General features: G+C 64.2%; 13 protein-coding genes. 8 read left to right on the forward strand and 5 right to left on the reverse strand.

The window, feature by feature from the left end; all coding sequences use genetic code 11:
• Positions 1–4 precede the first annotated feature (4 nt).
• From ILFOPFJJ_RS00590 to ILFOPFJJ_RS00610, 5 genes are all read left to right on the forward strand, one after another.
• Positions 5–1,513, forward strand: a complete 1,509-nt coding sequence (locus ILFOPFJJ_RS00590; protein WP_173510110.1) for a GMC oxidoreductase — start codon at positions 5–7, stop codon at positions 1,511–1,513.
• Positions 1,510–2,283 carry a 3-ketoacyl-ACP reductase gene (locus ILFOPFJJ_RS00595; RefSeq protein WP_173508656.1) on the forward strand — a complete coding sequence of 258 codons (774 nt, stop codon included), beginning with the start codon at positions 1,510–1,512 and terminating at the stop codon, positions 2,281–2,283. Before ILFOPFJJ_RS00590 ends, ILFOPFJJ_RS00595 begins: the two co-directional genes overlap by 4 nt.
• A gap of 87 nt (positions 2,284–2,370) precedes the next feature.
• Positions 2,371–4,026, forward strand: a complete 1,656-nt coding sequence (locus ILFOPFJJ_RS00600) for a GMC family oxidoreductase (RefSeq protein WP_173508657.1) — start codon at positions 2,371–2,373, stop codon at positions 4,024–4,026.
• A gap of 51 nt (positions 4,027–4,077) precedes the next feature.
• Positions 4,078–4,395, forward strand: coding sequence for a Dabb family protein (locus tag ILFOPFJJ_RS00605; RefSeq protein ID WP_173508658.1), 318 nt, complete (start codon positions 4,078–4,080; stop codon positions 4,393–4,395).
• 4 nt (positions 4,396–4,399) lie between these two features.
• Positions 4,400–5,671, forward strand: a complete 1,272-nt coding sequence (locus ILFOPFJJ_RS00610) for a glycerate kinase type-2 family protein (RefSeq protein WP_173508659.1) — start codon at positions 4,400–4,402, stop codon at positions 5,669–5,671.
• 78 nt (positions 5,672–5,749) lie between these two features.
• On the opposite strand, the gene aptA is transcribed toward ILFOPFJJ_RS00610, so the two are convergent.
• Positions 5,750–7,087, reverse strand: coding sequence for an omega-aminotransferase AptA (gene aptA, locus ILFOPFJJ_RS00615; RefSeq protein ID WP_173508660.1), 1,338 nt, complete (start codon positions 7,085–7,087; stop codon positions 5,750–5,752).
• A gap of 145 nt (positions 7,088–7,232) precedes the next feature.
• Between aptA and ILFOPFJJ_RS00620 the strand changes: the two genes are divergently transcribed.
• On the forward strand, positions 7,233–7,781 hold the full coding sequence (locus ILFOPFJJ_RS00620; RefSeq protein ID WP_173508661.1) for a cupin domain-containing protein: 549 nt from the start codon (positions 7,233–7,235) through the stop codon (positions 7,779–7,781).
• A 197-nt stretch (positions 7,782–7,978) separates the two neighbouring features.
• On the opposite strand, the gene ILFOPFJJ_RS00625 is transcribed toward ILFOPFJJ_RS00620, so the two are convergent.
• The 4 genes from ILFOPFJJ_RS00625 to hglS all read right to left on the reverse strand — a co-directional run bounded on the left by ILFOPFJJ_RS00625 (position 7,979) and on the right by hglS (position 13,678).
• On the reverse strand, positions 7,979–9,211 hold the full coding sequence (locus ILFOPFJJ_RS00625) for a pyridoxal phosphate-dependent aminotransferase (protein WP_173508662.1): 1,233 nt from the start codon (positions 9,209–9,211) through the stop codon (positions 7,979–7,981).
• A 16-nt stretch (positions 9,212–9,227) separates the two neighbouring features.
• Entirely contained in the window at positions 9,228–10,760 is a 1,533-nt protein-coding gene (amaB, locus tag ILFOPFJJ_RS00630; RefSeq protein WP_173508663.1) for an L-piperidine-6-carboxylate dehydrogenase, read from the reverse strand.
• Positions 10,761–10,845: 85 nt separating this feature from the next.
• Positions 10,846–12,267, reverse strand: a complete 1,422-nt coding sequence (locus tag ILFOPFJJ_RS00635; protein WP_173508664.1) for an FAD-binding oxidoreductase — start codon at positions 12,265–12,267, stop codon at positions 10,846–10,848.
• A gap of 10 nt (positions 12,268–12,277) precedes the next feature.
• Positions 12,278–13,678, reverse strand: a complete 1,401-nt coding sequence (gene hglS, locus ILFOPFJJ_RS00640; protein WP_173508665.1) for a 2-oxoadipate dioxygenase/decarboxylase HglS — start codon at positions 13,676–13,678, stop codon at positions 12,278–12,280.
• 113 nt (positions 13,679–13,791) lie between these two features.
• Here hglS and ILFOPFJJ_RS00645 point away from each other — a divergent pair, with 113 nt between their 5' ends.
• Both ILFOPFJJ_RS00645 and ndvB read left to right on the forward strand, forming a co-directional pair.
• The gene (locus tag ILFOPFJJ_RS00645) at positions 13,792–14,685 is read left to right on the forward strand and encodes a LysR family transcriptional regulator (protein WP_173508666.1); all 894 of its coding nucleotides are present in this window, start codon (positions 13,792–13,794) and stop codon (positions 14,683–14,685) included.
• 357 nt (positions 14,686–15,042) lie between these two features.
• Positions 15,043–23,655 carry a cyclic beta-(1,2)-glucan synthase gene (gene ndvB / locus ILFOPFJJ_RS00650; protein WP_173508667.1) on the forward strand — a complete coding sequence of 2,871 codons (8,613 nt, stop codon included), beginning with the start codon at positions 15,043–15,045 and terminating at the stop codon, positions 23,653–23,655.
• Positions 23,656–23,727 lie beyond the last annotated feature (72 nt).

Here is a 23,727-nt window from a genome sequence, read left to right on the forward strand (position 1 = left end):
GGCGATGCGGACTGAGCCGGATATCGTCATCATCGGATCGGGAATCGGCGGCGCGACCGTGGCGGCGGGGCTCGCGCCGTCGGGCGCCGAGATCCTGATCCTCGAAGCAGGCGGTCACATCGAGGACCGCCCGGAAAACCGTGACCAGCGGGCGATCTTCCAGCGCGGCCATTTCCGGCCGAAGGAAACCTGGTACGAGGCGGGCGGCGTCGGCTTCAATCCCGGCAATTACTACAATGTCGGCGGCAACTCGAAATTCTACGGCGCGGTGCTGACCCGCTATCGCCGGGAGGACTTCGAGGAGATGCAGCATCTCGACGGCGTTTCGCCCGCTTGGCCGTTTGCTTACGACGAGCTGGAGCCGTGGTATTCCAAGGCGGAGGCGCTCTATCAGGTGCGCGGGAGGCTCGGTGAAGATCCGACCGAGCCGGCGCACTCGCGCGATTATCCTCATGGCCCCGTTGCGGACGAACCGGCGATCGCCAGGGTTCGCAAGTGCTTGGCAGAGATCGGCCTGCACCCCTATTCGCTGCCGCTCGGCATCGACATCGAGCGCTGGCTCGCCAAGGGCAAGACCCCTTGGGATGCGCATCCGAACAGCTTCGACGGCAAGATGGATGCGGAGACGGCGGCGCTGGCCGCAGCACTCGAATATCCGAACGTCCGGCTGCAGACCGGCTCGCGCGTGACGCGGCTTGCGACCGCGCCCGACGGCAAGGCGATCGAGACTGTTCACTACGTCAAGGAGGGGGCGGAGCACAGCGTTTCGCCGAAGCTGGTCATCCTCTCGGCCGGGGCCGTACAATCGGCTGTCCTGCTGTTGCGCTCGGCCGACGACCGCAATCCGGCCGGGCTTGCAAACCGATCCGACCAGGTGGGGCGCAATTTCATGAACCACAATTCGAGTGCGGTGATCGCGCTCAGCCCCTGGTACCGCAACGATTCCATCTATCAGAAGACCTTCGGTCTCAACGATTTCTATCTTTCGGATGGGGCAGGGGGGCCGCCGCTCGGCAATATCCAGCTGCTCGGCCGCGTCTCCGGCGCGATCCTGAAGGCGAACATGCCGGCCATGCCGGAATGGCTCCTGAACCAGGTCTCGGCCCGCGGCATCGACTTCTACGCCATGAGCGAGGACCTGCCGTCACCGGACAGCCGGGTCATGGTCGATGGCGACCGCGTGGTACTGAAATGGGTGCGCACCAATTGGCAGGCCCATCTCGATCTCGTCGCCAGGTTGAAGGCGGTGCTGAGAAGGGCCGGCTTCCCGGTCGTTCTCGCCCGGGCCTTCGACAAGCGTACGCCGTCGCATCAGTGCGGCACCGTCAGGATCGGCAAGGACCCGGATGAGGCGCCACTCGACGTCTATTGCCGCGCATTCGATCACCCGAACCTCTTCGTCGTCGATGCCGGCTTCCTGCCGACTTCGGCGGCGGTAAATCCGGCGCTGACGGTTGCGGCGCAGGCGCTGCGCGTCGCGGATCACATTATTAAAGAGGATCTTCGGTCATGACGGAGAAAGCACGTCCCGCCGCGATCGTCACCGGTGGCCGACGTGGCATCGGCCTCGGCATCGCGCGGGCGCTCGCGGCAAGCGGCTTCGACATCGCCATCACAGGCATCGGCGATGCCGATGGTGTAGCACCGGTGCTCGCGGAACTCGGGACATACGGCGTGCGGGCGACCTTTCTCCAGGGCGATCTCGCCGATCTCTCCACCCATCAGGCGACCGTGGACGCGGTAATCGACGCGTTCGGCAGGATCGATTGCCTCGTCAACAATGCCGGGATCGCTTCCGTCGTGCGCGGCGATTTCCTCGATCTGAAGCCCGAGAACTTCGACACGATCGTCGGCATCAACCTGCGCGGCACGGTTTTCTTCACGCAGGCGGTGTTGAAGGCAATGCTCGGGGCGAAGGCCGCCGGTCCGCGCTCCATCATCAACATCACTTCGGTCTCGGCCGCGATGACATCGCCGGAGCGGCTCGACTATTGCATGAGCAAGGCGGGACTTGCCGCCTTCAGCCAGGGACTGGCGCTGAGATTGGCCGAGACCGGTATCTCTGTCTTCGAAGTTCGACCCGGCATCATCCGATCCGACATGACCGCAACGGTGTCGGGCAAATACGATGCCCTGATTGCGGATGGGCTGGTGCCGATGCGGCGATGGGGAGAGCCCGACGACATCGGCAGGATCGTCGCCGGGCTCGCCGGCGGGCAGTTCGGCTTCGCCACGGGCTCGGTCATCCAGGCCGATGGCGGGCTTTCCATCAGCCGTCTTTGAAGGAGCAGGCGGGAGATGCGCATCGGAGTCGTTTTGCGTTTGCGATTTGGAACGATCCAAATCGCAAACTCTGGAGGAAAATAGCGAATGACATACGACTACATCATCACCGGCGCCGGCCCCGCGGGCTGTGTTCTTGCCAACCGCTTGAGTGAGGACCCGACGGTCAAGGTGCTGCTGCTCGAAGCCGGTGGCGGTGACTGGAATCCGCTGTTCCATATGCCGGCCGGCTTCGCCAAGATGACCAAAGGCGTCGCGAGCTGGGGCTGGCAGACGGTGCCGCAGAAGCACATGAAGGGCAGGGTGCTGCGCTACACCCAGGCGAAGGTGATTGGTGGCGGTTCGTCGATCAACGCGCAGCTCTATACCCGCGGCAATGCGGTCGACTATGACCTTTGGGCGCGCGAAGACGGTTGCACCGGCTGGGACTACCGAAGCGTGCTGCCCTATTTCAAGCGGGCCGAAGACAACCAGCGCTTTGCCGACGACTATCACTCCTATGGCGGACCGCTCGGGGTCTCGATGCCGGTCTCGGCACTGCCGATCTGCGACGCCTATATCCGCGCGGGCCAGGAGCTCGGCATCCCCTACAACCACGATTTCAACGGAAAACAGCAGGCGGGGGTCGGCTTCTATCAACTGACGCAACGAAACCGCCGGCGCTCTTCCGCGTCGCTTGCCTATCTCTCGCCGATCAAGGACCGAAAAAACCTGACGGTGCGCGCCGGTGCGCGCGTCGCCCGCATCGTGCTCGAAGGCAGGCGAGCGGTCGGTGTGGAGGTGGTGACGTCCAGGGGCAGCGAAACGATCCGGGCGGACCGCGAGGTGCTCATCTCTTCGGGCGCGATCGGATCGCCGAAGCTGCTGCTGCAATCGGGTATCGGCCCGGCCGACCACCTGCGCGCGGTCGGCGTCGAGGTTCGCCACGATCTCCCGGGCGTCGGCGGCAATCTTCAGGACCACCTTGATCTCTTCGTCATATCGGAATGCACTGGCGATCACACCTACGACAACGTCGCCAAGCTGCACCGCACGCTTTGGGCCGGTCTGCAATACGTGCTCTTCCGCACCGGACCTGTCGCCTCGTCGCTCTTCGAGACCGGCGGCTTCTGGTATGCCGATCCCGACGCACGCTCGCCGGACATCCAGTTCCATCTCGGTCTCGGCTCCGGCATCGAGGCCGGCGTCGCGCGCCTCAAGAATGCAGGGGTCACGCTCAACTCCGCCTATCTGCATCCGCGCTCGCGCGGCACCGTCCGGCTTTCCTCCTCCGATCCGGCCGCCGCTCCGCTCATCGACCCGAACTATTGGGAAGATCCGCACGACCGCAAGATGTCGCTCGAGGGTCTCAGGATCGCCCGCGAAATTATGCAGCAGCCGGCACTGAAGCCCTATGTGCTCGCGGAACGTTTGCCGGGTAACGACATCCGGACCGAAGAGCAGCTTTTCGAATACGGTTGCGCCAACGCCAAGACCGATCACCATCCGGTCGGCACCTGCAAGATGGGTACGGATGCGACGGCGGTGGTCGATCTGGAGCTCAAGGTGCGCGGGCTCGACGGTTTGCGGGTCTGCGACAGTTCGGTGATGCCGCGCGTGCCGTCCTGCAACACCAACGGGCCGACGATCATGATGGGTGAGAAGGGGGCGGACATCATCCGCGGCCTGCCGGCGCTGCCGCCTGCGATTTTCCAGCACGAGCGCAACGACACGCGCGCGCGAGCGCGAGCCGAGGTTCGCTAGAGGCGGACGGAAACCGCTACTTTCCTGCAATCGCTCACGTCGGGAGGAAACATGATCCGACACTGTGTCTTCATCCGCTTCCGCCCGGCGGTGACGAATGCCGAGAAGACGGCGCTCTTCGACGAGATTGCCGCGCTGAAAGACCGCCTCCCGGGTCTGCTGGCCGTGCACATCGGCGCGAATGTCAGCCCAGAGCTTGGCATGGACAAGGGTTACGGCGAAGGCTTCATCGTCGATTTCGCCGACGCGGCCGCGCGTGACACCTATCTCGATGATCCGGAACATCGCAAGACCGGTGGAAAAATCGTTGCGGCGGCGGAAGGCGGCGTCCAAGGTGTCTTCGTCTATGATCTAGAGATACCGGACTGATTCCATGGCATCGATCGAGCCGCGCTCCTTCCTGACCTCCCTCTTCGAGGCTGCCGTCGCGGCCGCCGATCCTTATGCCGCTATCCGCGCTCATCTGCCGGAGAGACCGAAGGGGCGCACGATCGTCATCGGCGCCGGCAAGGCCGCAAGCCAGATGGCGGTCGCCTTCGAGCGGCTTTGGGATGGTCCCCTTGATGGTGCCGTCGTCGCCCGCCATGGGCCGGTCGAAAAATGCGAGCGCATCACGGTGCTGCAATCCGCGCATCCCGTGCCGGACGAGGCCGGGCTTGCGGCATCCTCCGCGCTCCTCAAGTTGGTCGAGGGACTGACGGCGGACGATCTGGTGGTGGCGCTGATTTCCGGCGGCGGCTCGGCGCTCTTGCCGGCGCCTCCCACGGGGCTGGCGCTCGAGGACGAGATTGCCGTCAACCGGGCACTGCTCGCCTCCGGAGCGCCGATCTCGGCGATGAACGTGGTGCGCAAGCACGTTTCGCGCATCAAGGGCGGGCGGCTTGCTCTTGCCGCGTCGCCGGCGCGTGTCGTCAGCCTCGTCGTCTCGGACGTTCCGGGCGACAATCCGGCCTTCGTCGCTTCAGGCCCCACGGTGCCGGATCGGTCGAGCCTTGAGGAAGCGCGCGAGATCGTCGCACGCTACGCGATGGCCTTGCCCGAGCGGGTGGCGGCGCATCTCTCATCCGAGGCCGCCCGAGCACCTGAGCCCGACGATCCCGCCTTTGCTCGCAACGAATGCCATGTGATCGCCTCGGCGAGCGTCTCGCTGGAGGCCGCAGCGGCGCGTGTCCGGGATGTGGGTATCGAGGCCGCGATCCTCTCGGACGCGATCGAAGGCGAGGCGCGCGACATCGGTCGTATGCATGCGGCGCTCGCCCGCGAGGTGGCGTTGCAAAATCGCCCCTTTGAAAAGCCTGTCGTGCTGCTCTCCGGCGGCGAGACGACCGTGACGATTTCCGGCAACAACTACGGCAAGGGCGGGCGCAACAGCGAGTTCCTCTTGTCGCTGGCGCTCGACATCGAAGGCGCTACCGGCATTGATGCGCTTGCCGCCGATACCGACGGTATAGACGGCTCGGAAGACAATGCCGGCGCCTTTGCCGACGGAGAGAGTGTCGCCCGCATGCGCGCGGCGGGCGTCGATCCTCGTGCACATCTCGCCCGCCACGACGCCTGGTCGGCCTTCTCGGCCAGCGGCGACCTTTTCGTGCCCGGCCCGACCGGCACGAACGTCAACGATTTCCGTGCGATACTGATATGCTGAAGCGCTGCGGCCGGACGCACTACAACGCCGTGCGTCTTTTCAGACGCACGGCGTTGTAGCACTTTGAGTTGCTGTCGCTTATCTCACCCGCTTCAGCGCGTCGGCGAGGGTCGAGACGATCTCGCCGAAATGCTTCTTTTCGACGATCAGTGGTGGCGAGAAGGCGATGATGTCGCCGGTGACGCGGATCAAGAGGCCTCTCTCGAAACAATCGACGAAGACGTCGTAGGCGCGCGCGCCGGGTGCGCCGTCACGTGATTTGAGTTCGATACCGGCGATGAGGCCGATGGTGCGGATGTCGATGACATGCGGCAGGCCCGTCAGCGAATGCATCGCCTCGTGCCAGTCCTCCTGCAGATCGGCAACGCGCGTCATCAGGCCCTCGTCGCGATAGATGTCGAGCGTGGCGATACCGGCGGCGCAGGCGGCCGGATGGCCGGAATAGGTATAGCCGTGGAAGAGCTCGATCTGGCCCTCCGGCCCGTGCATCAGCGCGTCGTGCACCTTGCGACTCGCAAAGACCGCGCCCATCGGGATCGCGCCGTTGGTGAGGCCCTTGGCGGTGGTGACGAGATCCGGAGTGACGCCGAAATAGTCGGCCGCGAAGGTCGCGCCGAGGCGGCCGAAGCCTGTGATCACCTCGTCGAAGATCAGGAGAATGCCGTGCTTGTCGCAGATCGCGCGCAGCCGCTCGAGATAACCCTTCGGCGGGATCAGCACGCCGGTGGAGCCGGCAACGGGCTCGACGATGCACGCGGCGATGGTTTCGGCGCCATGAAGCGCCACCAGCCTTTCGAGATCGTCGGCGAGTTCCGCGCCATGCTCGGGCTGGCCCTTGACGAAGGCATTCTTCGCCGGGTCATGGGTATGGCGCAGATGGGCGGAGCCCGGGAGTTGCGGGAAGACGCGGCGGTTGTTGACGATGCCGCCAACCGAAATGCCGCCGAAGCCGACGCCATGATAGCCGCGCTCGCGGCCGATCAGGCGCGTGCGCGTGCCCTGGCCGATCGACCGCTGGTAGGCAAGAGCGATCTTCAGCGCCGTGTCGACCGATTCCGAGCCGGAACCGGTGAAGAACACACGGTCGAGCTTGGCGCCGGCCGGGCCGGGCGCGATCTCGGCCAGCCGCTCGGCGAAGTCGAAGGCGATCGGATGGCCCATCTGGAAGGAAGGAGCAAAATCCATGGTCGAAAGCTGGCGCTCGACCGCGGCGGCGATCTGCCGACGGCCATGGCCGGCATTGACGCACCAGAGGCCGGCGGTGCCGTCCAGGATCGTGCGGCCGTCGACGCTGGTGTAGTGCATGCCCTCGGCACTCGCCAGCAGGCGGGGCGCGGCCTTGAACTGGCGGTTGGCGGTAAACGGCATCCAGTAGCTGTCGAGAACCGGGGTGTTGGGCTTGTTGTGGGCGTCCATGGCATCCTCCTGTGGTGTTCGCGATTGACGCCATGATTTGGATTGCCGAACAAGTCCTTTTCTTCGCTCAGCTAAGCCACTGTAGTTTATGCAAACTGCTTGCTAGAGTTTCGATATTCCGAACAACGTCAACACGGGATCTGCGATGACCGTCGATATTGGCAACCGGCTGCGCCATGTCCGGCTGATGCACAATCTCTCGCAGCGCGAACTTGCCAAGCGGGCCGGGGTCACCAACTCCACCATCTCGCTGATCGAATCGAATGCCTCGAACCCGTCGGTCGGCGCCCTAAAACGCATTCTCGATGGCATTCCGATCGGGCTTGCCGAGTTTTTCTCCTTCGAACCGGAAAAGCCGCGCAAGGCGTTCTATGCGGCGGAGGAACTGGTGGAGATCGGCAAGGGGCCGATTTCCTACCGCCAGATCGGCGACAATCTTTTCGGCCGCAGCCTGCAGATCCTGAAGGAGTGCTACCAGCCGGGGGCGGATACCGGCAAGGTGCCACTGGTGCATGAAGGCGAGGAGGGCGGGATCGTGCTTTCCGGGCGGCTGGAGGTGACCGTCGACGACGAGCGGCGCATTCTGGGGCCGGGGGATGCGTACTATTTCGAAAGCCGCCGGCCGCATCGGTTCCGCTGCGTCGGGCCGATGCCCTGCGAGGTGATCAGCGCCTGCACGCCGCCGACGTTTTGAGGGGCGGGGGAGGAGCGCGAAGTGCCCCTCATCCCGCTGCCGCGACCTTCTCCCCGCAGGCGGGGAGAAGGGACTCGCGGGACCCCCTCGCGGCCTTCTCAAGCGGCGTCTTACAGGGCACGTCCCCTCTCCCCGCGTGCGGGGAGAGGGTTAGGGTGAGGGGCAGTTCGAAAGTCTGTGAGGGCCAGTCAACGACCTCACGACAGCCGCGCGCAGGCGGCGGCGATGCGCTCCAGCGCTTCCTTCAGCTCCGCTTCCGAGGTCGCATAGGAAATGCGGAAGAAGGGCGAAAGGCCGAAAGCCGAACCCGGAACGACGGCGACATGGACGTCTTCGAGCAGATAGGCGCAGAAGTCCGTATCGGTTTCGATCGTCTTGCCAGAGGGCGTCACCTTGCCGAGCATGCCGGCGCAGCCGGAGAAGGTGTAGAAGGCGCCTTCCGGGATGCGACAATCGAGACCGTCGATCGCGTTCAGCCCGTTGACGACGAGGTCGCGGCGGCGCTGAAAGCTTGCGGTGCGTTCCTTCAGGAAATCCTGCGGGCCGGTCAGCGCCGCGACGGAGGCCGCCTGGCTGACCGACGAAGGGCAGGAGGTCGCCTGGCTCTGGACGACGGCCATCGCCTTGATGAGCTCGCGCGGGCCGCCGGCATAGCCGATGCGCCAGCCGGTCATCGCATAGGCCTTCGACACGCCGTTGACGGTGAGCGTACGCTCCTTCAACCGAGGCTCGAGCTGTGCCGGGGTGACGAAGCGGAAACCGTCATAAACGATGTGCTCGTACATGTCGTCGACGAGCAGCCAGACATGCGGATGCTTAAGAAGAACGTCGAGCAGCGGCCGGTAATCGGCAGCGCTGTAGGCGGCACCGGACGGGTTCGAGGGCGAGTTCAAGAGCACCCAGCGTGTCTTCGGCGTGATTGCCGCTTCGAGCTTGTCGGCGGTGAGGCGGAAGCCGGACGATGCATCGCATGCGATCAAGACCGGCTTGCCTTCGCAGATCTGGACGATGTCCGAATAGGACGTCCAGTAGGGCGTCGGGATGATCACCTCGTCGCCGGGATTGATCGACGCCATCATGGCGTTGAAGAGGATCTGCTTGGCGCCGGTGGCGACCGTGATCTCGTCCAGTTCGTAGGCGAGGCCGTTTTCGCGCTGGAACTTCTCGCGGATCGCCTTCTTCAGCTCCGGCGTGCCGTCGAGCGCGGTGTATTTCGTCTCACCACGCTGGATTGCTTCTGAGGCTGCTTGCTTGATGTGGTCCGGCGTGTCGAAGTCCGGCTCGCCGGCGCCGAGGATGATCACCGGCTTGCCTTCGCGCTTCATCGCGTTGGCGCGGGCGCCGATCTTCAGGATTTCCGAAACGCCGATCGAGGAAATCCGCGAGGCGGGCAGAAAGCCCGCCTCCTTCACACTCGCGTTGATGGTCATGATCGATCCTATTCGATTATTCGATGTCGAACGAGACGCCCTGCGCCAGCGGCAGAGCCTTCGAATAGTTGATCGTGTTGGTTGCCCGGCGCATATAGGCCTTCCAGGCGTCGGAGCCCGATTCACGGCCGCCGCCGGTTTCTTTCTCGCCGCCGAACGCGCCGCCGATTTCCGCACCCGACGTGCCGATGTTGACATTGGCGATGCCGCAGTCCGAGCCGTCGGCCGCGAGGAAGCGTTCCGATTCCTGCATGTCGCGGGTGAAGATCGAGGACGAAAGACCGGCCGCGACGGCGTTGTGTTCCGCGAGTACCGCATCGAAGTCGCTATACTTGATGACGTAGAGGATCGGCGCGAAGGTTTCTTCGAGGACCGGGCCCTCCTGCTTCGGCATTTCGACGAGCGCGGGCTTCACGTAATAGCCGTTCTCATGGCCGAGTTCGACGCGCTCGCCGCCGGTGACGGCGCCGCCATGCGCCTTGGCGTCGGCGATCGCCTTCTGCATGTTGTTGAAGGCGGCCTTATCGACGAGCGGGCCAACCAGCGCGGTGCTTTCGAGCGGGTTGCCGACGGAAACCGACTGGTAGGCCTTCTTCAGGCGCGGAACGAGCTGATCGTAGACGCTTTCATGGACGAACAGGCGGCGCAGCGTCGTGCAGCGCTGGCCGGCGGTGCCCATCGCGCCGAAGGCGATGGCGCGGAGCGCCATGTCGAGATCGGCCGACGGGCAGACGATGCCGGCATTGTTGCCGCCGAGTTCCAGAATGGCGCGGGCGAAGCGCTTGGCAAGGCGCGGGCCGACTTCGCGGCCCATGCGGGTCGAGCCGGTGGCCGAAACGAGCGGAACCTTCGGGTGATCGACGAGCACTTCGCCGATTGCGCGGTCGCCGATCAGCGCCTGCGACAGGCCTTCCGGTGCATCGCCGAAGCGGGCGAGGGCGCGTTCAAGGATCGCCTGCGATGCAAGGGCGGTTAGCGGCGTCTTTTCCGACGGCTTCCAGACGACCGCGTTGCCGCAGACGAGCGCCAGCGCCGCGTTCCACGACCAGACGGCGACCGGAAAGTTGAAGGCCGAAATGATGCCGACGACGCCGAGCGGGTGCCAGGTTTCCATCATGCGGTGGCCCGGCCGTTCGGTGGCGATCGTCAGGCCATAGAGCTGGCGGGAGAGACCGACGGCGAAATCGCAGATGTCGATCATTTCCTGCACTTCGCCGAGGCCTTCCGACGGGATCTTGCCGGCTTCGAGTGAGACCAGACGGCCGAGATCGGCCTTGAAGGCGCGCAGCTCCTCGCCGAGCAGGCGGACGAGCTCGCCGCGCTTCGGCGCCGGCACGAGCCGCCAGGCACGGAAGGCCTCGTTGGCCCTTTCGATCCGGGCCGCGGCTTCGGCGGCCGAGACGGTCTTGAGGCTTGCAATCTGTTCGCCGGTGACCGGGCTGTAGGACGGCATGTCGCCGCCCACATAGAGTTCGCGGGCGACGCCCATCTTGTCGAGGAGGGCGGCGGCCTCCTTGGCGACGTCGACTTTCTTGGTTGCAATGTTCATCTCAACTGACTCCCGTTTTGTCTCATTTATTGGTTGCGCGGGATGCGGGCGGAAAACCGCTTCACACTTTTCCGCATCCCGCGGCTCAACCGAAACGCACGCTGCCGAGCTTTCCCGGCGATGTAAGTGCTTTCAGGCCGCCGGCCATCTCTTTCAGTTTTTCCGGCGTGTAGAAATCGTAGTAGGCCTGGTTCCGACGGCCGATCGCATGCTCGGCGCTGAAGCTGCCGCCATATTGCTCGACTGCCACCGCGAAGACCCAATCGCGCAGGCGTTGTTCCAAGCTCGCCTCGGTCAATAGCGGGCTATCCTTTGCCACGACAAGATTGAAATGCACGCCGCCGTCGCCGATATGGCCGAAATCGCAGACGGTGACGCCCGGGAACTTGTCCGGCATCTCGGCCTTCATATGGTCGCAGAAAGCCATGATATCACCTCTGCGGAAGGAAAGATCGAAGGCGATCAGCTTGCCGAGGTGCTTCACGCCTTCGGAAAGCGCGTGGCGAAGTGCCCAGATCTCGTGCGGCGGACCGACGAAGGCGTCGGCGAGCGGCGCCTCTTCCACCTCCCAGATTTCCGCCAGCACGCTTTCGAGAACGGCGTCGAGCGACTGTTCGCCCTCGCGCGGCTCCCAGGTGCGGGAGATTTCCGCGAGGATCACATAGTCCGGCACGTTGCCGCCCTGGAAGGGATTTTTCAGCGACGGCACGTGGGCCAGAGCCGCGGCGATCGCGTTCTTCGACATGCCCTCGAAGGCGGAAAGATAGGCGCCGAGCCTTTCTTCCATGGCGTTCAGCAGCGGGAGCACATGGCCGCCGCTTGCTGGAACGAGGAAAGCCGTCGCCGTCTGTTTCGGCACCCGCTCGAGATTGAGCACGCATTCGGTGACGATGCCGAAGGCGCCGGAGGTGCCGACGAAGATCTGCTTCCAGTCGACGCCGGTATTGTTCTTGCGCAGGTCGCAGTCGAGGTCGAGAACGGTGCCATCCTCGTCGGCGAGCACGACCTTCAAGCCCAACGTGTTGTGGCGCACGTCGCCGTACTTCAGGAAGCGCGAACCGCCGGTGTTGGTCGCGATCATGCCGCCGAGCCGCGGATCGGCGCCAAGGTCGATCGGAAAGAACAGGTCGTATTCCTCCAATCGGCGGTTGAGATCGGAGAGCCGAAAGCCGGCATCGACGCGGACCGAGCGGTTGTCGCTATCGAGCTCGAACTGCCTGTTGAGCCGATCGAGACTGAGAACGACCTCGCTGCCGGTGCCGTCCGGCGTCGAGCCGGAGACAAGGCCGGTATTGCCGGACTGCGGGATGACTGCAAGACCATTACGGACGCAGTAGGAGACCGCAGCCGAGACTTCCGCCGTCGTCGCCGGGCGCAGCACGGCCGCCGCGCGGCCCTGGTCGTAGCGTGCGCCGATCTCGTATGCTTGCATGTCTTCCTGACGCGTGACGAGACCCTTGTCGCCAAGGATCTTCGTCAGCGCGTCGATATGTTCCTGTCCAATCATTGCTGGCGTATCATTCCGCTGCCATTGCCGCGCTCAGGGCCCGAAGGCAGTTTTCGATCGATGCCTGTTCGATACCGGCATAATGGTCGAATTCGTTGAGAACGGCGACACCCAGATCGGTCTCGAAGCGCTTCTGGTTCGGGCTTGCGACAAACTCCTGCTGGGCGCCGTCGCCGAGGTTCGACTGAAAGATACCGGCGGCGCTGACCGGAAGGAAGTCCTCGTAGACGATCGGATCGAACTCAACGAGGCCGTCGCTGATCAGCGAATCCAGGTCACGGCTGCCGGTGAGTTTGGTCCGTCGGCCCCTTTCGGTCAAAGAATAGCTGAAATAGCCGAGCCCCGCCTCACGGATTTCAGCCCAGCTGTCCGGGAAGGCTTCGAAGGCCTGGGCGAGAGCCGCTTCATACTGCTTCGCATTGGAGCCGTCGGCGGCGGGCCGCACGATCTTGCGCGATTCGTCGAGCAGCCGGTCGTAGAGGCCGCGTCCCTTCGGCGTCAGCGCAATGCCGCGCTGTTCGATCTCGCCGAAACGGGCCGTGTGCGAGCCCGCCTTCCAGCCGCCGTCGGCGTCGCGGAAGGAGACGGGCTCTTCCAGGGCCTTGAACGACGTCTGGCGCAGCAGGATCGGGCATTTGCGTGTCGGCGGACCTTCGACGACGGCCTTGGGGGCGATGCCGTATTCGGGCATCAGCGCCTGGATCTCATCGATATCGAGCGTGCGCGGCGTCAGATGATTGATGTGCGGCCCCTTGAAGGAGACGACATCGGCGATCAGCCGGTGCGCGTCATGCAGTCGCTTGTACATGTCGGCGCTGACATTGGCCTTGTCATGCCAGCGGAAGGTCTCGAGCACTTCAGCGACGAAGCGTTCCGCATCCGCCTTGTCGAGCCCGCCGTCGCGCTCCGCCGTCTCGGTGAGCTCGACCGCGCCGGGCGTGAAGATCCGGCGCTCGCGGAGGATCGCTTCCGCCTCGGCGCGAAGGGTCTCGTCGGCGATCAGGTCCAGCCTCAGGAGCGAGGTGAAGACGCGGAAGGGATTGCGCTTCAGCGCCGCGTCACCGACCGGCCGGAAGGCGGTGGAATGCACCGGCACGCCGGCGGTCGAAAGATCGTAGTAGCCGACCGGATACATGCCCATGACGGCAAAGACGCGGCGCATCATCGAGAGCTCGGCCGGGGTGCCGAGACGGATCGCCCCGTGGCGTTCCTCCGAGATGCGGTCTAGCGTATCGGTCGCTTCGAGGCGATCCTTCAAGGTGGCGTCCGCCGCCAGCGTGTTGGCATTGACCTTGGCCACCAGTTCCATCAGCGTGCCGTAGGCCGGAACCTCTTCACGGTACATGACCGACATGGCAGCAGAGAAGGCCGAACGGATCTCGTCGGCGGATACGAAACTATTCTCTTTCACTGTGGCTCGCCTCGCGCTAAGGGTGAAGGACAAGGTCATTCTTATTTCTGATCATATCCGAGCACCGCAGCCTTGGATCGCGCTGCTTCTGACTATGTTGATGCGAGGCTGGAATGAAGTTAAGCCGACGACTGGTTCCTGACGTGACGACGCTGCAGGCCTTCGAATGCGCGGCGCGGCACGGCAGCTTCACCCAGGCCGCAGCCGAGCTCAACCTCACGCAAAGCGCCGTCAGCCGGCAGATCAAGGATCTCGAAACCCAGCTCGGTGTCCTGCTTTTCGAGCGGGTACGCCAGCGGGTCATCCTTTCCGAAGCCGGACAGAAGTTTCTGCCGGAAGTCCGCCGGCTGCTGCACCAGACCGAGGAGCTTATGGTGCGCGCCATGGCTTCGGCGCGCGCCGACTCCACTCTCTCCATTGCATCGCTGCCGACCTTCGGCAGCCGCTGGCTGGTGCCGCGCCTGCCCGATTTCCTGAAGCGCCATCCGGGCACCGTTCTCAACATTGCCTCTCGCTCGGCGCCATTCGATTTCGACGAGCAGAATTTCGATCTGGCGATCCACTACGGCCAGCCCGTCTGGGCGCGGGCAACCTGCAGCTACCTCTGCAGCGAAGTCATCGTTCCGGCTGCCAGTCCAACGCTGCTCAAGGCCAATCCAGTCGAAACGCCCGAGGATATCGGCGGCGGACCGCTTCTCCACCTCGCCACGCGTCCCAAGCTCTGGGCGCAGTGGTTCGAAGCGAACGGGATGGACGGGCATGGCGCCTATCGCGGCAACCGGTTCGACCAGTTCTCGATGGTCATCGAGGCGGCAACCGCAGGTCTCGGTTTTGCCCTTTTGCCTCGCTATCTGATCGAGCAGGAACTCGCCGCAGGCACGCTGCGGATCGTTCTCGACCGACCTATGCAGACCGAAAACAGCTATTATCTCGCCGTTCCGGAGGGCAAGCGTGAGAACCCGATCAGCCTCGCCTTCAGGGAATGGATCACCGAACAGGTCGGTTGAGTTCGAGCCGCCGCGGACCGCCTGAAGCGGACCTTTGGCCACTGCGCCACGTTTCGTGCCGCCATGCTGCAAAACACCAGGAAGGGGCTGATTTGACACGAACGTTCAACGAACCGGCGGGAGTGTGCGCAATCGCCCGCTTTCTTCCGTTCCGGACTTGCTCAATTCGTCCGAACCTGCGCTCGCAATCCTTGCAAGCTGCTGACACTGCGGCTAAAAAATGCCACTTTCATGCATCACGCGGCCGTGAAATCCAACGCGCCGCCGGCTTTGCGATCTCTGATGCCCAAATCCCAGGCGGCGCCCGTTTCCGGCGCTTTCCCGGCTTCGGGAGGATGACGGCGGATGGGAGGACACATGACCGTGTCTAAAAACGCGCCGGCGAAGCTTGAATCATCAGGGCCGCAATCGACCCGGCCGAACAACGAAAGCCGGGCCGCTCAACCCCGGTTGGAATCAGAAACCGCAGCCATGCTCCTTCAGAACAAGCCGTCCACTTCACCGCGCGACCCGGAAGCGAAACAAATCGATTATAACGATTCGATCCGCTCGACCTACTTTTCGATCGAAGACCTTCGGCAATGCGGTGAAGACCTCGCGCTGAACGGCGCCTCCTCGCTGCCCGGTTTCTTTTCTTTCGATTTCCGCGCCCGGCATCGCGAAAACGAGAAGGAAATCTTCCGCGTCTATCGCGCGACGGCGGCCGATGTCGAGGCCGGCGCGTCTATCACGCCGGCGGCCGAGTGGCTGCTCGACAACAACCATGTCGTCGAGGAGGCGATCCAGGAAGTCCGGCGCGATTTTCCGCGCAGGTTCTATCGGCAGTTGCCGACCCTTTCCGTGTCGGATGTCGTTATCCCACGCACGATGGCGCTGGCCTGGCTCTATGTCGCTCACACCCACAGCACCGTGTCGCGGGAAAACATCACCGCGATGGTCGAGGGCTTTCAGCAGCATGACACCTTCAAGATCGGCGAGTTGTGGGCGCTGCCGTCGATCCTGCGTTTCGTGCTCATCGAAAATCTGCGCCGGATCGCGATACGCGTCGAGCGCTCGCGCGGTATGCGGCAGAAGGCGAACGAGGTCGCTGACCAGATCGTGCGCCTCAACGATCCGGAAAGGTGCCGGGCGCTGCTCGCGGAATCCGAGGCGCTTGCCGCGGACAATACGTTCATCGCGCAGCTTCTCTATCGCATGCGCGACGGTTCCCAGACCTCTGGCGTGGTGATCGGCTGGATCGAGGAAAGGCTTGAAAGGCGCGGCACCGACGTCGAGGAGGCGCTCGTCGCGGAACAGAATCGCCTCTCGTCCGGCAACGCGACGATGAGCAACATCATTCGCAGCCTGCGCGAAATCGACGACACCGACTGGGCCGTCTGGTTCGAGAGCGTCAGCAAGATCGACGCGACGCTTCGCGACGGCTCCGATTATGCCGCGCTCGATTTCGGCTCGCGCAACAAATACCGCGACACGATCGAGAAGCTGGCGCGCCGCTCCGGTCACAGCGAGCATGAAGTGACGCAGATCGCGATCGCGATGGTCGAGGAATCAAGGGCGGCAGCGGCTGTCGAAGCGCCCCTGCAGGAACCGAATGTCGGCTCTTTCCTCGTTGGCAAGCAGCACCTGGAGCTGGAGAAGAGGATCGGCTATTCGCCGTCGCCGCTTCAGCGCATCATCCGTTTCGGCCGCAGGCTGGATTGGTTCGCGATTGCCGGACCGAACATTCTCCTGACCGTCCTGGCGATGGTCGCCGTCTACGCCTTCGTCAGCCCGATGGAGATCCCGAGCGGTGCCAAACTGATCATGTTGCTGCTCTTCGCGCTGCCTGCTTCGGAAGGCGCGATGGGGCTGTTCAACACGCTCGTCACGCTCGTTGTCCGGCCGTCGCGGCTCGTCGGCTACGAGTTCATCAACGGCATCCCGGAAGATGCGCGCACGCTCGTCGTCGTCCCCTGTCTGATCGCCAAGCGCGACCATGTCGATGAACTGGTGCGCAATCTGGAGGTCCACTATCTCGCCAACCCGCGCGGCGAAATCTATTTCGCTCTGCTCAGCGACTGGGCCGACAGCAAATTCGAGGAAACGCCCGCGGATATGGATGTCCTCGAATATGCGAAGCGCGAAATCGCCTCGCTTTCGGCGCGCTACGCCTATGACGGCAAGACCCGCTTCTTCCTGCTGCACCGCCGCCGGCTCTTGAACGAGGCCGAGGGTGTCTGGATGGGCTGGGAGCGCAAGCGCGGCAAGCTCCACGAGCTCAACCTTCTTCTGCGCGGGGATCGCGACACCTCATTCCTCCAGGGCGCCAACATGGTTCCGGACGGCGTCCAGTACGTGATGACGCTCGATTCCGACACGCGCCTGATGCGCGACGCGGTGACGAAGCTGGTCGGCAAGCTCTATCACCCTATCAACCGGCCGGTCGTGAATACCGCGAAGCAGGAAGTGCTCACCGGCTACAGCCTGCTGCAGCCGCGTGTGACGCCGTCGCTCACCACCGGCAGCGAGGCCTCCGCCTTCCAGCGCATCTTCTCGATCAATCGCGGCATCGATCCCTACGTCTTCACGGTCTCGGACGTCTATCAGGACATCGTCGGCGAAGGCAGTTTCACCGGGAAGGGTCTCTATCATGTCGACGCCTTCGAGGCGGCCCTCAAGGGCAGGATCGAAGAAAACGCAGTGCTCAGTCACGACCTGCTCGAAGGTTCCTATGCGCGCTGCGCGCTCGTCACCGACGTCGAGCTCGTCGAGGATTTCCCGACCCGCTACGAGGTGGAAATGTCGCGCCAGCATCGTTGGGCGCGCGGCGACTGGCAGCTCCTGCCTTATATCTTCAATCCGGCGAACGGCCTGTCGATGCTCGGCCGCTGGAAGATGTACGACAACCTGCGCCGGTCGCTCATCCCCGTTGCCTGGCTCGTCGCCTCGGTCATGGGCTGGTACTACATGGAGCCGACCGAGGCGCTGATCTGGCAGATCGTGCTGATCTTCAGCTTGTTCGTGGCGCCGACGCTCTCGCTGATCTCTGGCCTGATGCCGCGCCGCAACGACATCGTCGCACGCGCGCATCTGCACACGGTGCTTTCGGAAATTCGCGCCGCCAACGCCCAGGTCGCGCTGCGCATCGTCTTTATCGCCCACAACGCGGCGATGATGGCGGATGCAACCGTTCGTTCGGTTTACCGCACCTTCGTCAGCCGCAAGCTGATGCTTGAGTGGCGCACCGCCGCGCAGGTTCAGAGCGCCGGCCACGGCTCGATCGGAGATTATTTCCGCGCGATGTGGACCGCGCCGGCTCTGTCCGTCGTTTCGCTGGCGCTCGCCGCGGTATCCGATACCGGCCTGCCCTTCATCGGCATCCCCTTCGCGCTCCTTTGGGCGGTTTCGCCCGCCGTTGCCTGGTTTGTCAGCCAGTCGGCCGAGACCGAGGACCAACTGGTCGTTTCGGATGAAGCGATCGATGAGATGCGCAAGATCGCCCGGCGCACTTGGCGCTATTTCGAGACCTTCGTGACGGCCGAGCAGAATTTCCTGCCGCCGGACAATTTCCAGGAAACGCCGCAGCCGGTGCTGGCGGAGCGCACCTCGCCCACCAATATCGGCGTCTATCTCCTGTCGGTGATGTCGGCCCGCGATTTTGGCTGGATCGGTTTCGAAGACACGATCACGCGGCTCGAGCAGACGATCGCCACGATCGACCGCATGCCGAAATTCCGCGGCCATCTCTTCAACTGGTACCGGACGAGATCGCTCGAAACGATGGAGCCGCGCTATGTCTCGTCGGTCGATAGCGGCAATCTTGCCGGCCACCTGATCGCGGTGTCGTCGATGTGCCGGGAATGGGCCGAGGCACCTTCCGCCCATGTCCAGGGCAGTCTCGACGGTATCGGCGACGTCGCCGCCATTCTCTCGGAAACGCTGAAGGAGCTGCCCGACGACCGCAAGACCGTGCGACCGTTGCGCCGCCTGATCGAAGAGCGCATCGTCGGCTTCCAGAACGCACTGGCCGCCATCAAGCGCGAGCGTGAATTCGCGTCGATTCGCGTGATCAATCTGGCGGTGCTTGCACGCGACATGCACAAGCTCGCCGCCAACCTCGATCACGAAGTCCGCACCAGCCAGAGCGCCGAGGTGGCGAAGTGGGCGGGTTCACTCGTGTCCACCTGCGAGGCGCATATCGCCGACGGCGTCTTCGACCTTGGCGCGATCGAGTCGCTGCGCCAGCGTCTCCTCGTGCTCAAGGAGCGCGCACGCGATATCGCCTTCTCGATGGATTTCGGCTTCCTTTTCCGGCCGGAACGGCGGCTGCTTTCAATCGGCTACCGCGTCAACGCCAACGAGCTCGACGAGGCCTGCTACGATCTTCTCGCCTCCGAAGCGCGCCTGACGAGCCTTTTTGCGATCGCCAAGGGCGATCTGCCGACGGAGCACTGGTACAAGCTCGGGCGTCCGATCGTGCCGATCGGCGCGCGCGGCGCGCTCGTCTCCTGGTCCGGCTCGATGTTCGAGTATCTGATGCCGCCGCTGGTCATGCAGGAGAGGCAGGGCGGGATTCTCAATCAGACGAACAATCTGGTCGTGCAGGAGCAGATCAACCACGGCCGCCGTCTCGGTACACCGTGGGGCATCTCCGAAGCGGCATTCAACGCGCGCGACCATGAACTGACTTATCAATACACGAACTTCGGCGTGCCGACCCTCGGGCTGAAGCGTGGCCTTGGCCAGAATGCGGTGATCGCGCCCTATGCGTCGATTCTCGCCTGCATGTACGATCCGAAGTCGGCGCTCGCCAACCTGGCGCGGCTGAGAGAGGTCGGCGCTCTCGGTGCCTACGGTTTCCACGATGCTGTCGATTTCACGCCGACGCGTGTCCCCGAAGGGCAGAAATGCGCGGTCGTGCGCAACTACTATGCGCACCATCACGGCATGTCGGTCGCGGCCGTCGCCAACGTCGTGTTCAACGGGCGTCTGCGCGAGTGGTTCCATGCCGACCCGGTGATCGAAGCGGCCGAACTGCTGCTGCAGGAGAAGGCGCCGCGCGACATTCCGGTGATGACCGCCAAGCGTGAGCCGGAATCGCTCGGCAAGGGCCAGGCCGAGCTTCTGCGTCCGGAAGTCCGTGTCATCGAGGATCCGCTGACGCAGGACCGGGAAACGGTCTTCCTGTCGAACGGGCATTACTCGATCATGCTGACCGCGACCGGCGCCGGCTATGCGCGCTGGAACGGCCAATCGGTCACGCGATGGAAACCGGACCCGGTCGAAGACAGGACGGGCACGTTCATCTTCCTGCGCGACACCGTCAGCGGCGACTGGTGGTCGGCCACGGCCGAACCGCGCCGCGCGCCAGGCGAAAAGACCATGACCCGCTTCGGCGACGACAAGGCGGAGTTCGTCAAGACCGTCGGCGATCTCACGAGCGAAGTCGAGTGCATCGTCGCGACCGAGCACGATGCGGAAGGCCGCCGGGTAATCCTGCTCAACACCGGTACGGAAGATCGCTTCATCGAAGTGACATCCTATGCCGAGCCGGTGCTCGCCACGGACGAGGCCGACAGCGCGCATCTCGCCTTCTCCAAGATGTTCCTGCGGACCGAGATCAGCCGCCAGGGCGACGTTATCCGCGTGTCGCGCAACAAGCGCAGCCCCGGCGATCCAGACATGGAAGTCGCGCACCTCATCACCGACAATGCCGGCAGCGAGCGCCATACCCAGGCGGAAACGGACCGCCGTCGCTTCATCGGCCAGGGGCGCACGCTTGCGGAAGCCGCCGCCTTCGATCCCGGCGTGGCGCTTTCGGGAACCGACGGCTTCACGCTCGATCCGGTGATGGCGCTTCGTCGCGTCGTGCGCGTCCCGGCGGGCAAGAAAGTGAGCGTCATCTTCTGGACGATCGCAGCGCCGAACCGCGAAGCTGTCGATCGGGCGATCGACCGCTATCGCCACCCGGAAACCTTCAATCACGAACTGATCCATGCCTGGACGCGCAGCCAGGTGCAGATGCGCCATGTCGGCGTGACATCCCAGGAGGCGGCAAGCTTCCAGATGCTCGGACGCTATCTGGTCTATCCCGACATGCACCTTCGCGCCGATACGGCGACGCTCAAGGCGGGGCTTGCCTCCCAGTCGGCGCTGTGGCCGTTGGCGATCTCGGGCGATTTCCCGATCTTCTGCCTCAGGATCAACGACGACGGCGACCTCGGCATAGCCCGCGAGGCGCTGCGCGCGCAGGAATATCTAAGAGCGCGCGGCATCACCGCGGATCTCGTCGTCATCAACGAGCGAGCGTCCTCCTATGCCCAGGACCTGCAGCACACGCTCGATTCGATGTGCGAAAACCTGCGGCTGCGCGGGCTTTCCGACGGCCCGCGGCAGCATATCTTCGCCGTGCGCCGCGATTTGATGGAGACCGAGACCTGGTCGACGCTGCTTTCTGCTTCGCGCGCCGTCTTCCATGCCCGAAACGGTACGATCTCCGATCAGATCGCGCGTGCCACCGCGCTCTACGCGAAACCTGCGGCAAAAACGGTCGAGGGCAAGCAGAGGTTGCTGGCGGTGATTGAGGAGGCGGGCGAGCCTGCCGCCGCCGAGATCAGCGGCGACGGCCTCGAGTTCTGGAACGGCTTCGGCGGCTTCGCGGATGAGGGGCGTGAATATGTCGTTCGGCTGCGGGGCGGCGAGGCCACACCGCATCCGTGGATCAACGTCATATCCAACCAACAGTTCGGCTTCCATGTCTCCGCCGAGGGCTCGGCCTTCTCCTGGAGCCGCAATTCGCGCGACTACCAGCTCACGCCGTGGACGAACGATGCCGTGGTCAACCGCCCGGGCGAAGCGATCTTCGTGCGCGATATGGCGAGCGGCTCGATCCTGACGCCTTATGCCGCGCTCTCGCGGCGCAAGTCGGTCGTGTTCGAAGCCCGCCACGGGCTTGGATATTCGAGCTTCGCAAGCACACGGGACGAACTCGAGATCGAGGCGGTGCACACCGTGCACGCGACCTTGCCGGCGAGGCTGGTGCGGCTCTCGATCCGCAACCGCGGTGCGTCCGCGCGGCAGTTGCGGATCTACGGCTATGCCGAATGGGTCCTCGGCAACAATCGCGGCCGCACGGCCCCGTTCGTCCTGTCCGAATGGCATGACGGCGCGCAGGCGCTCGTCGCGACCAATCCGTACAGCATCGACTATGCCGGCCGTTCGGCATTCCTCGCCATCGACGCGCGGGTCGACTCCTTCACGGTGAGTCGGCGGGAATTCCTTGGCCAGGCCGGCGGAATCCTGGCGCCGCGAGCGGTCATCGCGGGCGCTGCGTTGACCGGTTTCGCGGAGGCCGATGGCGACGCCTGCGCGGCGCTTTCGACCGATCTCGTCATCGAACCGGGTGCCGAGCGGCAAATCACCTTCTTCCTCGGAGACGCCGACAACGGCGAACAGGTGCAGTCGATCGTCACCGAATTGCGAGCGACTGCCTTCGACACCACGCTCAAGGCGGCGAAGGCATTCTGGGGCGAATTCACCGGCGTCGTGAAGGTCGAAACGCCCGACAGGGCCTTCAACCACATGGTGAACCATTGGCTGCCTTATCAGAGCCTCGGGTGCCGGATCATGGCGCGTTCGGCCTTCTATCAGGCAAGCGGCGCCTACGGTTTCCGCGACCAGCTGCAGGATACGCTTGCCTTCCTCGTGCATCGGCCGGAGCTTGCGCGGGCGCAGATCCTCAATGCGGCCTCTCGGCAGTTCGTCGAGGGCGACGTGCAGCATTGGTGGCTGCCCGGCACCGGTGCCGGTGTTCGCACGATGATTTCCGACGACGTCGTCTGGCTCGCCTATGCGGTTGCGCATTACTGCGCGGTCACCGGCACGTCCGATATTCTTGCGGAGAAGGCTCCGTTCATTGTCGGCCCCGCTCTCGAGGAGGGCGAGCATGACAGCTTCTACACGCCGGAGGTCGCCGACGAGACCGCCGACATATACGAGCATTGCGCTCGTGCGCTCGATCTCGCGATCAGGCGGACGGGGGCCAACGGCCTGCCGCTCATCCTTGGCGGCGACTGGAACGACGGCATGAACCGCGTCGGCATCGCCGGCGAGGGCACGAGCGTCTGGCTCGGCTGGTTCCTTGCCGGCGCGCTGCGTGCTTTCCTGCCCCATGCCCGGGAGCGGAAGGACAAGCCGCGCGCCACGCTTTGGGAGGCGCATCTCGAAATGCTGAAAGAGGCGCTCGACGGCGCCGGCTGGGACGGCGATTACTATCGCCGCGGCTACTACGATGACGGCACCCCACTCGGGTCCGCCAACAACGGCGAGTGCCGGATCGATTCCATCGCCCAGTCTTGGAGTGCGCTCTCAGGCGAGGGCGAGGCGGACCGCTCCAAGTACGCGATGGACGCGGTGATGGCGGAGCTCGTCGATCCGGAAAAACGGATCGTTCGGCTCTTCACGCCGCCGCTTGAGAAGACCAAGCAGGACCCCGGCTACATCAAGGCCTATCCCCCGGGCGTGCGTGAAAACGGCGGCCAGTATACGCATGCGGCCACCTGGGTCGTGCTGGCCTTTGCCGCACAGGGGCGGGCGGAAGAGGCGTGGCGGACCTTCCAGATGCTCAACCCCGTATCGCATGCGCTCAGCCGCGACGATGCCGAGCACTACCGGGTCGAGCCCTATGTCGTCGCCGCCGACGTCTATGGCGAGGGCGAACTCGCGGGACGGGGCGGCTGGACCTGGTACACGGGCTCGGCCGGCTGGCTCTATCGCGCCGGCGTCGAAGGCATACTCGGTATTCGCCAGAAGGGTAAGAAGCTGGTGATTCGGCCCGTGCTGCCGGCGGAATGGACTGGCTATTCCGCCGAGGTCAGGGTGAATGGCGCGACACACCGGATTTCCGTCCATCGCGATGAAAAAACCGGTGAACCAATCGTCAGCGTAAATAATAGTGTCACAAAAAACGCGCATGAAGGCATTTTGCTGTAACTGCCGGAATTGAGCATGAGAGGAACCGGCTTTGTACCCCGCACGGACAAGGCCGGTTTTTCATTGCCCGCT

Origin of the sequence: Sinorhizobium psoraleae (assembly GCF_013283645.1) — a bacterium.
Classification (GTDB): domain Bacteria; phylum Pseudomonadota; class Alphaproteobacteria; order Rhizobiales; family Rhizobiaceae; genus Sinorhizobium; species Sinorhizobium psoraleae.

Excerpts from the sequence above, each read along its gene's own strand:
- ILFOPFJJ_RS00590 (WP_173510110.1), top strand. The coding sequence starts at position 5 with ATGCGGACTGAGCCGGATATCGTCATCATCGGATCGGGAATCGGCGGC.
- ILFOPFJJ_RS00595 (WP_173508656.1), top strand. The coding sequence starts at position 1,510 with ATGACGGAGAAAGCACGTCCCGCCGCGATCGTCACCGGTGGCCGACGT.
- ILFOPFJJ_RS00600 (WP_173508657.1), top strand. The coding sequence starts at position 2,371 with ATGACATACGACTACATCATCACCGGCGCCGGCCCCGCGGGCTGTGTT.
- ILFOPFJJ_RS00605 (WP_173508658.1), top strand. The coding sequence starts at position 4,078 with ATGATCCGACACTGTGTCTTCATCCGCTTCCGCCCGGCGGTGACGAAT.
- ILFOPFJJ_RS00610 (WP_173508659.1), top strand. The coding sequence starts at position 4,400 with ATGGCATCGATCGAGCCGCGCTCCTTCCTGACCTCCCTCTTCGAGGCT.
- aptA (WP_173508660.1), bottom strand. The coding sequence starts at position 7,087 with ATGGACGCCCACAACAAGCCCAACACCCCGGTTCTCGACAGCTACTGG.
- ILFOPFJJ_RS00620 (WP_173508661.1), top strand. The coding sequence starts at position 7,233 with ATGACCGTCGATATTGGCAACCGGCTGCGCCATGTCCGGCTGATGCAC.
- ILFOPFJJ_RS00625 (WP_173508662.1), bottom strand. The coding sequence starts at position 9,211 with ATGACCATCAACGCGAGTGTGAAGGAGGCGGGCTTTCTGCCCGCCTCG.
- amaB (WP_173508663.1), bottom strand. The coding sequence starts at position 10,760 with ATGAACATTGCAACCAAGAAAGTCGACGTCGCCAAGGAGGCCGCCGCC.
- ILFOPFJJ_RS00635 (WP_173508664.1), bottom strand. The coding sequence starts at position 12,267 with ATGATTGGACAGGAACATATCGACGCGCTGACGAAGATCCTTGGCGAC.
- ILFOPFJJ_RS00645 (WP_173508666.1), top strand. The coding sequence starts at position 13,792 with ATGAAGTTAAGCCGACGACTGGTTCCTGACGTGACGACGCTGCAGGCC.
- ndvB (WP_173508667.1), top strand. The coding sequence starts at position 15,043 with ATGACCGTGTCTAAAAACGCGCCGGCGAAGCTTGAATCATCAGGGCCG.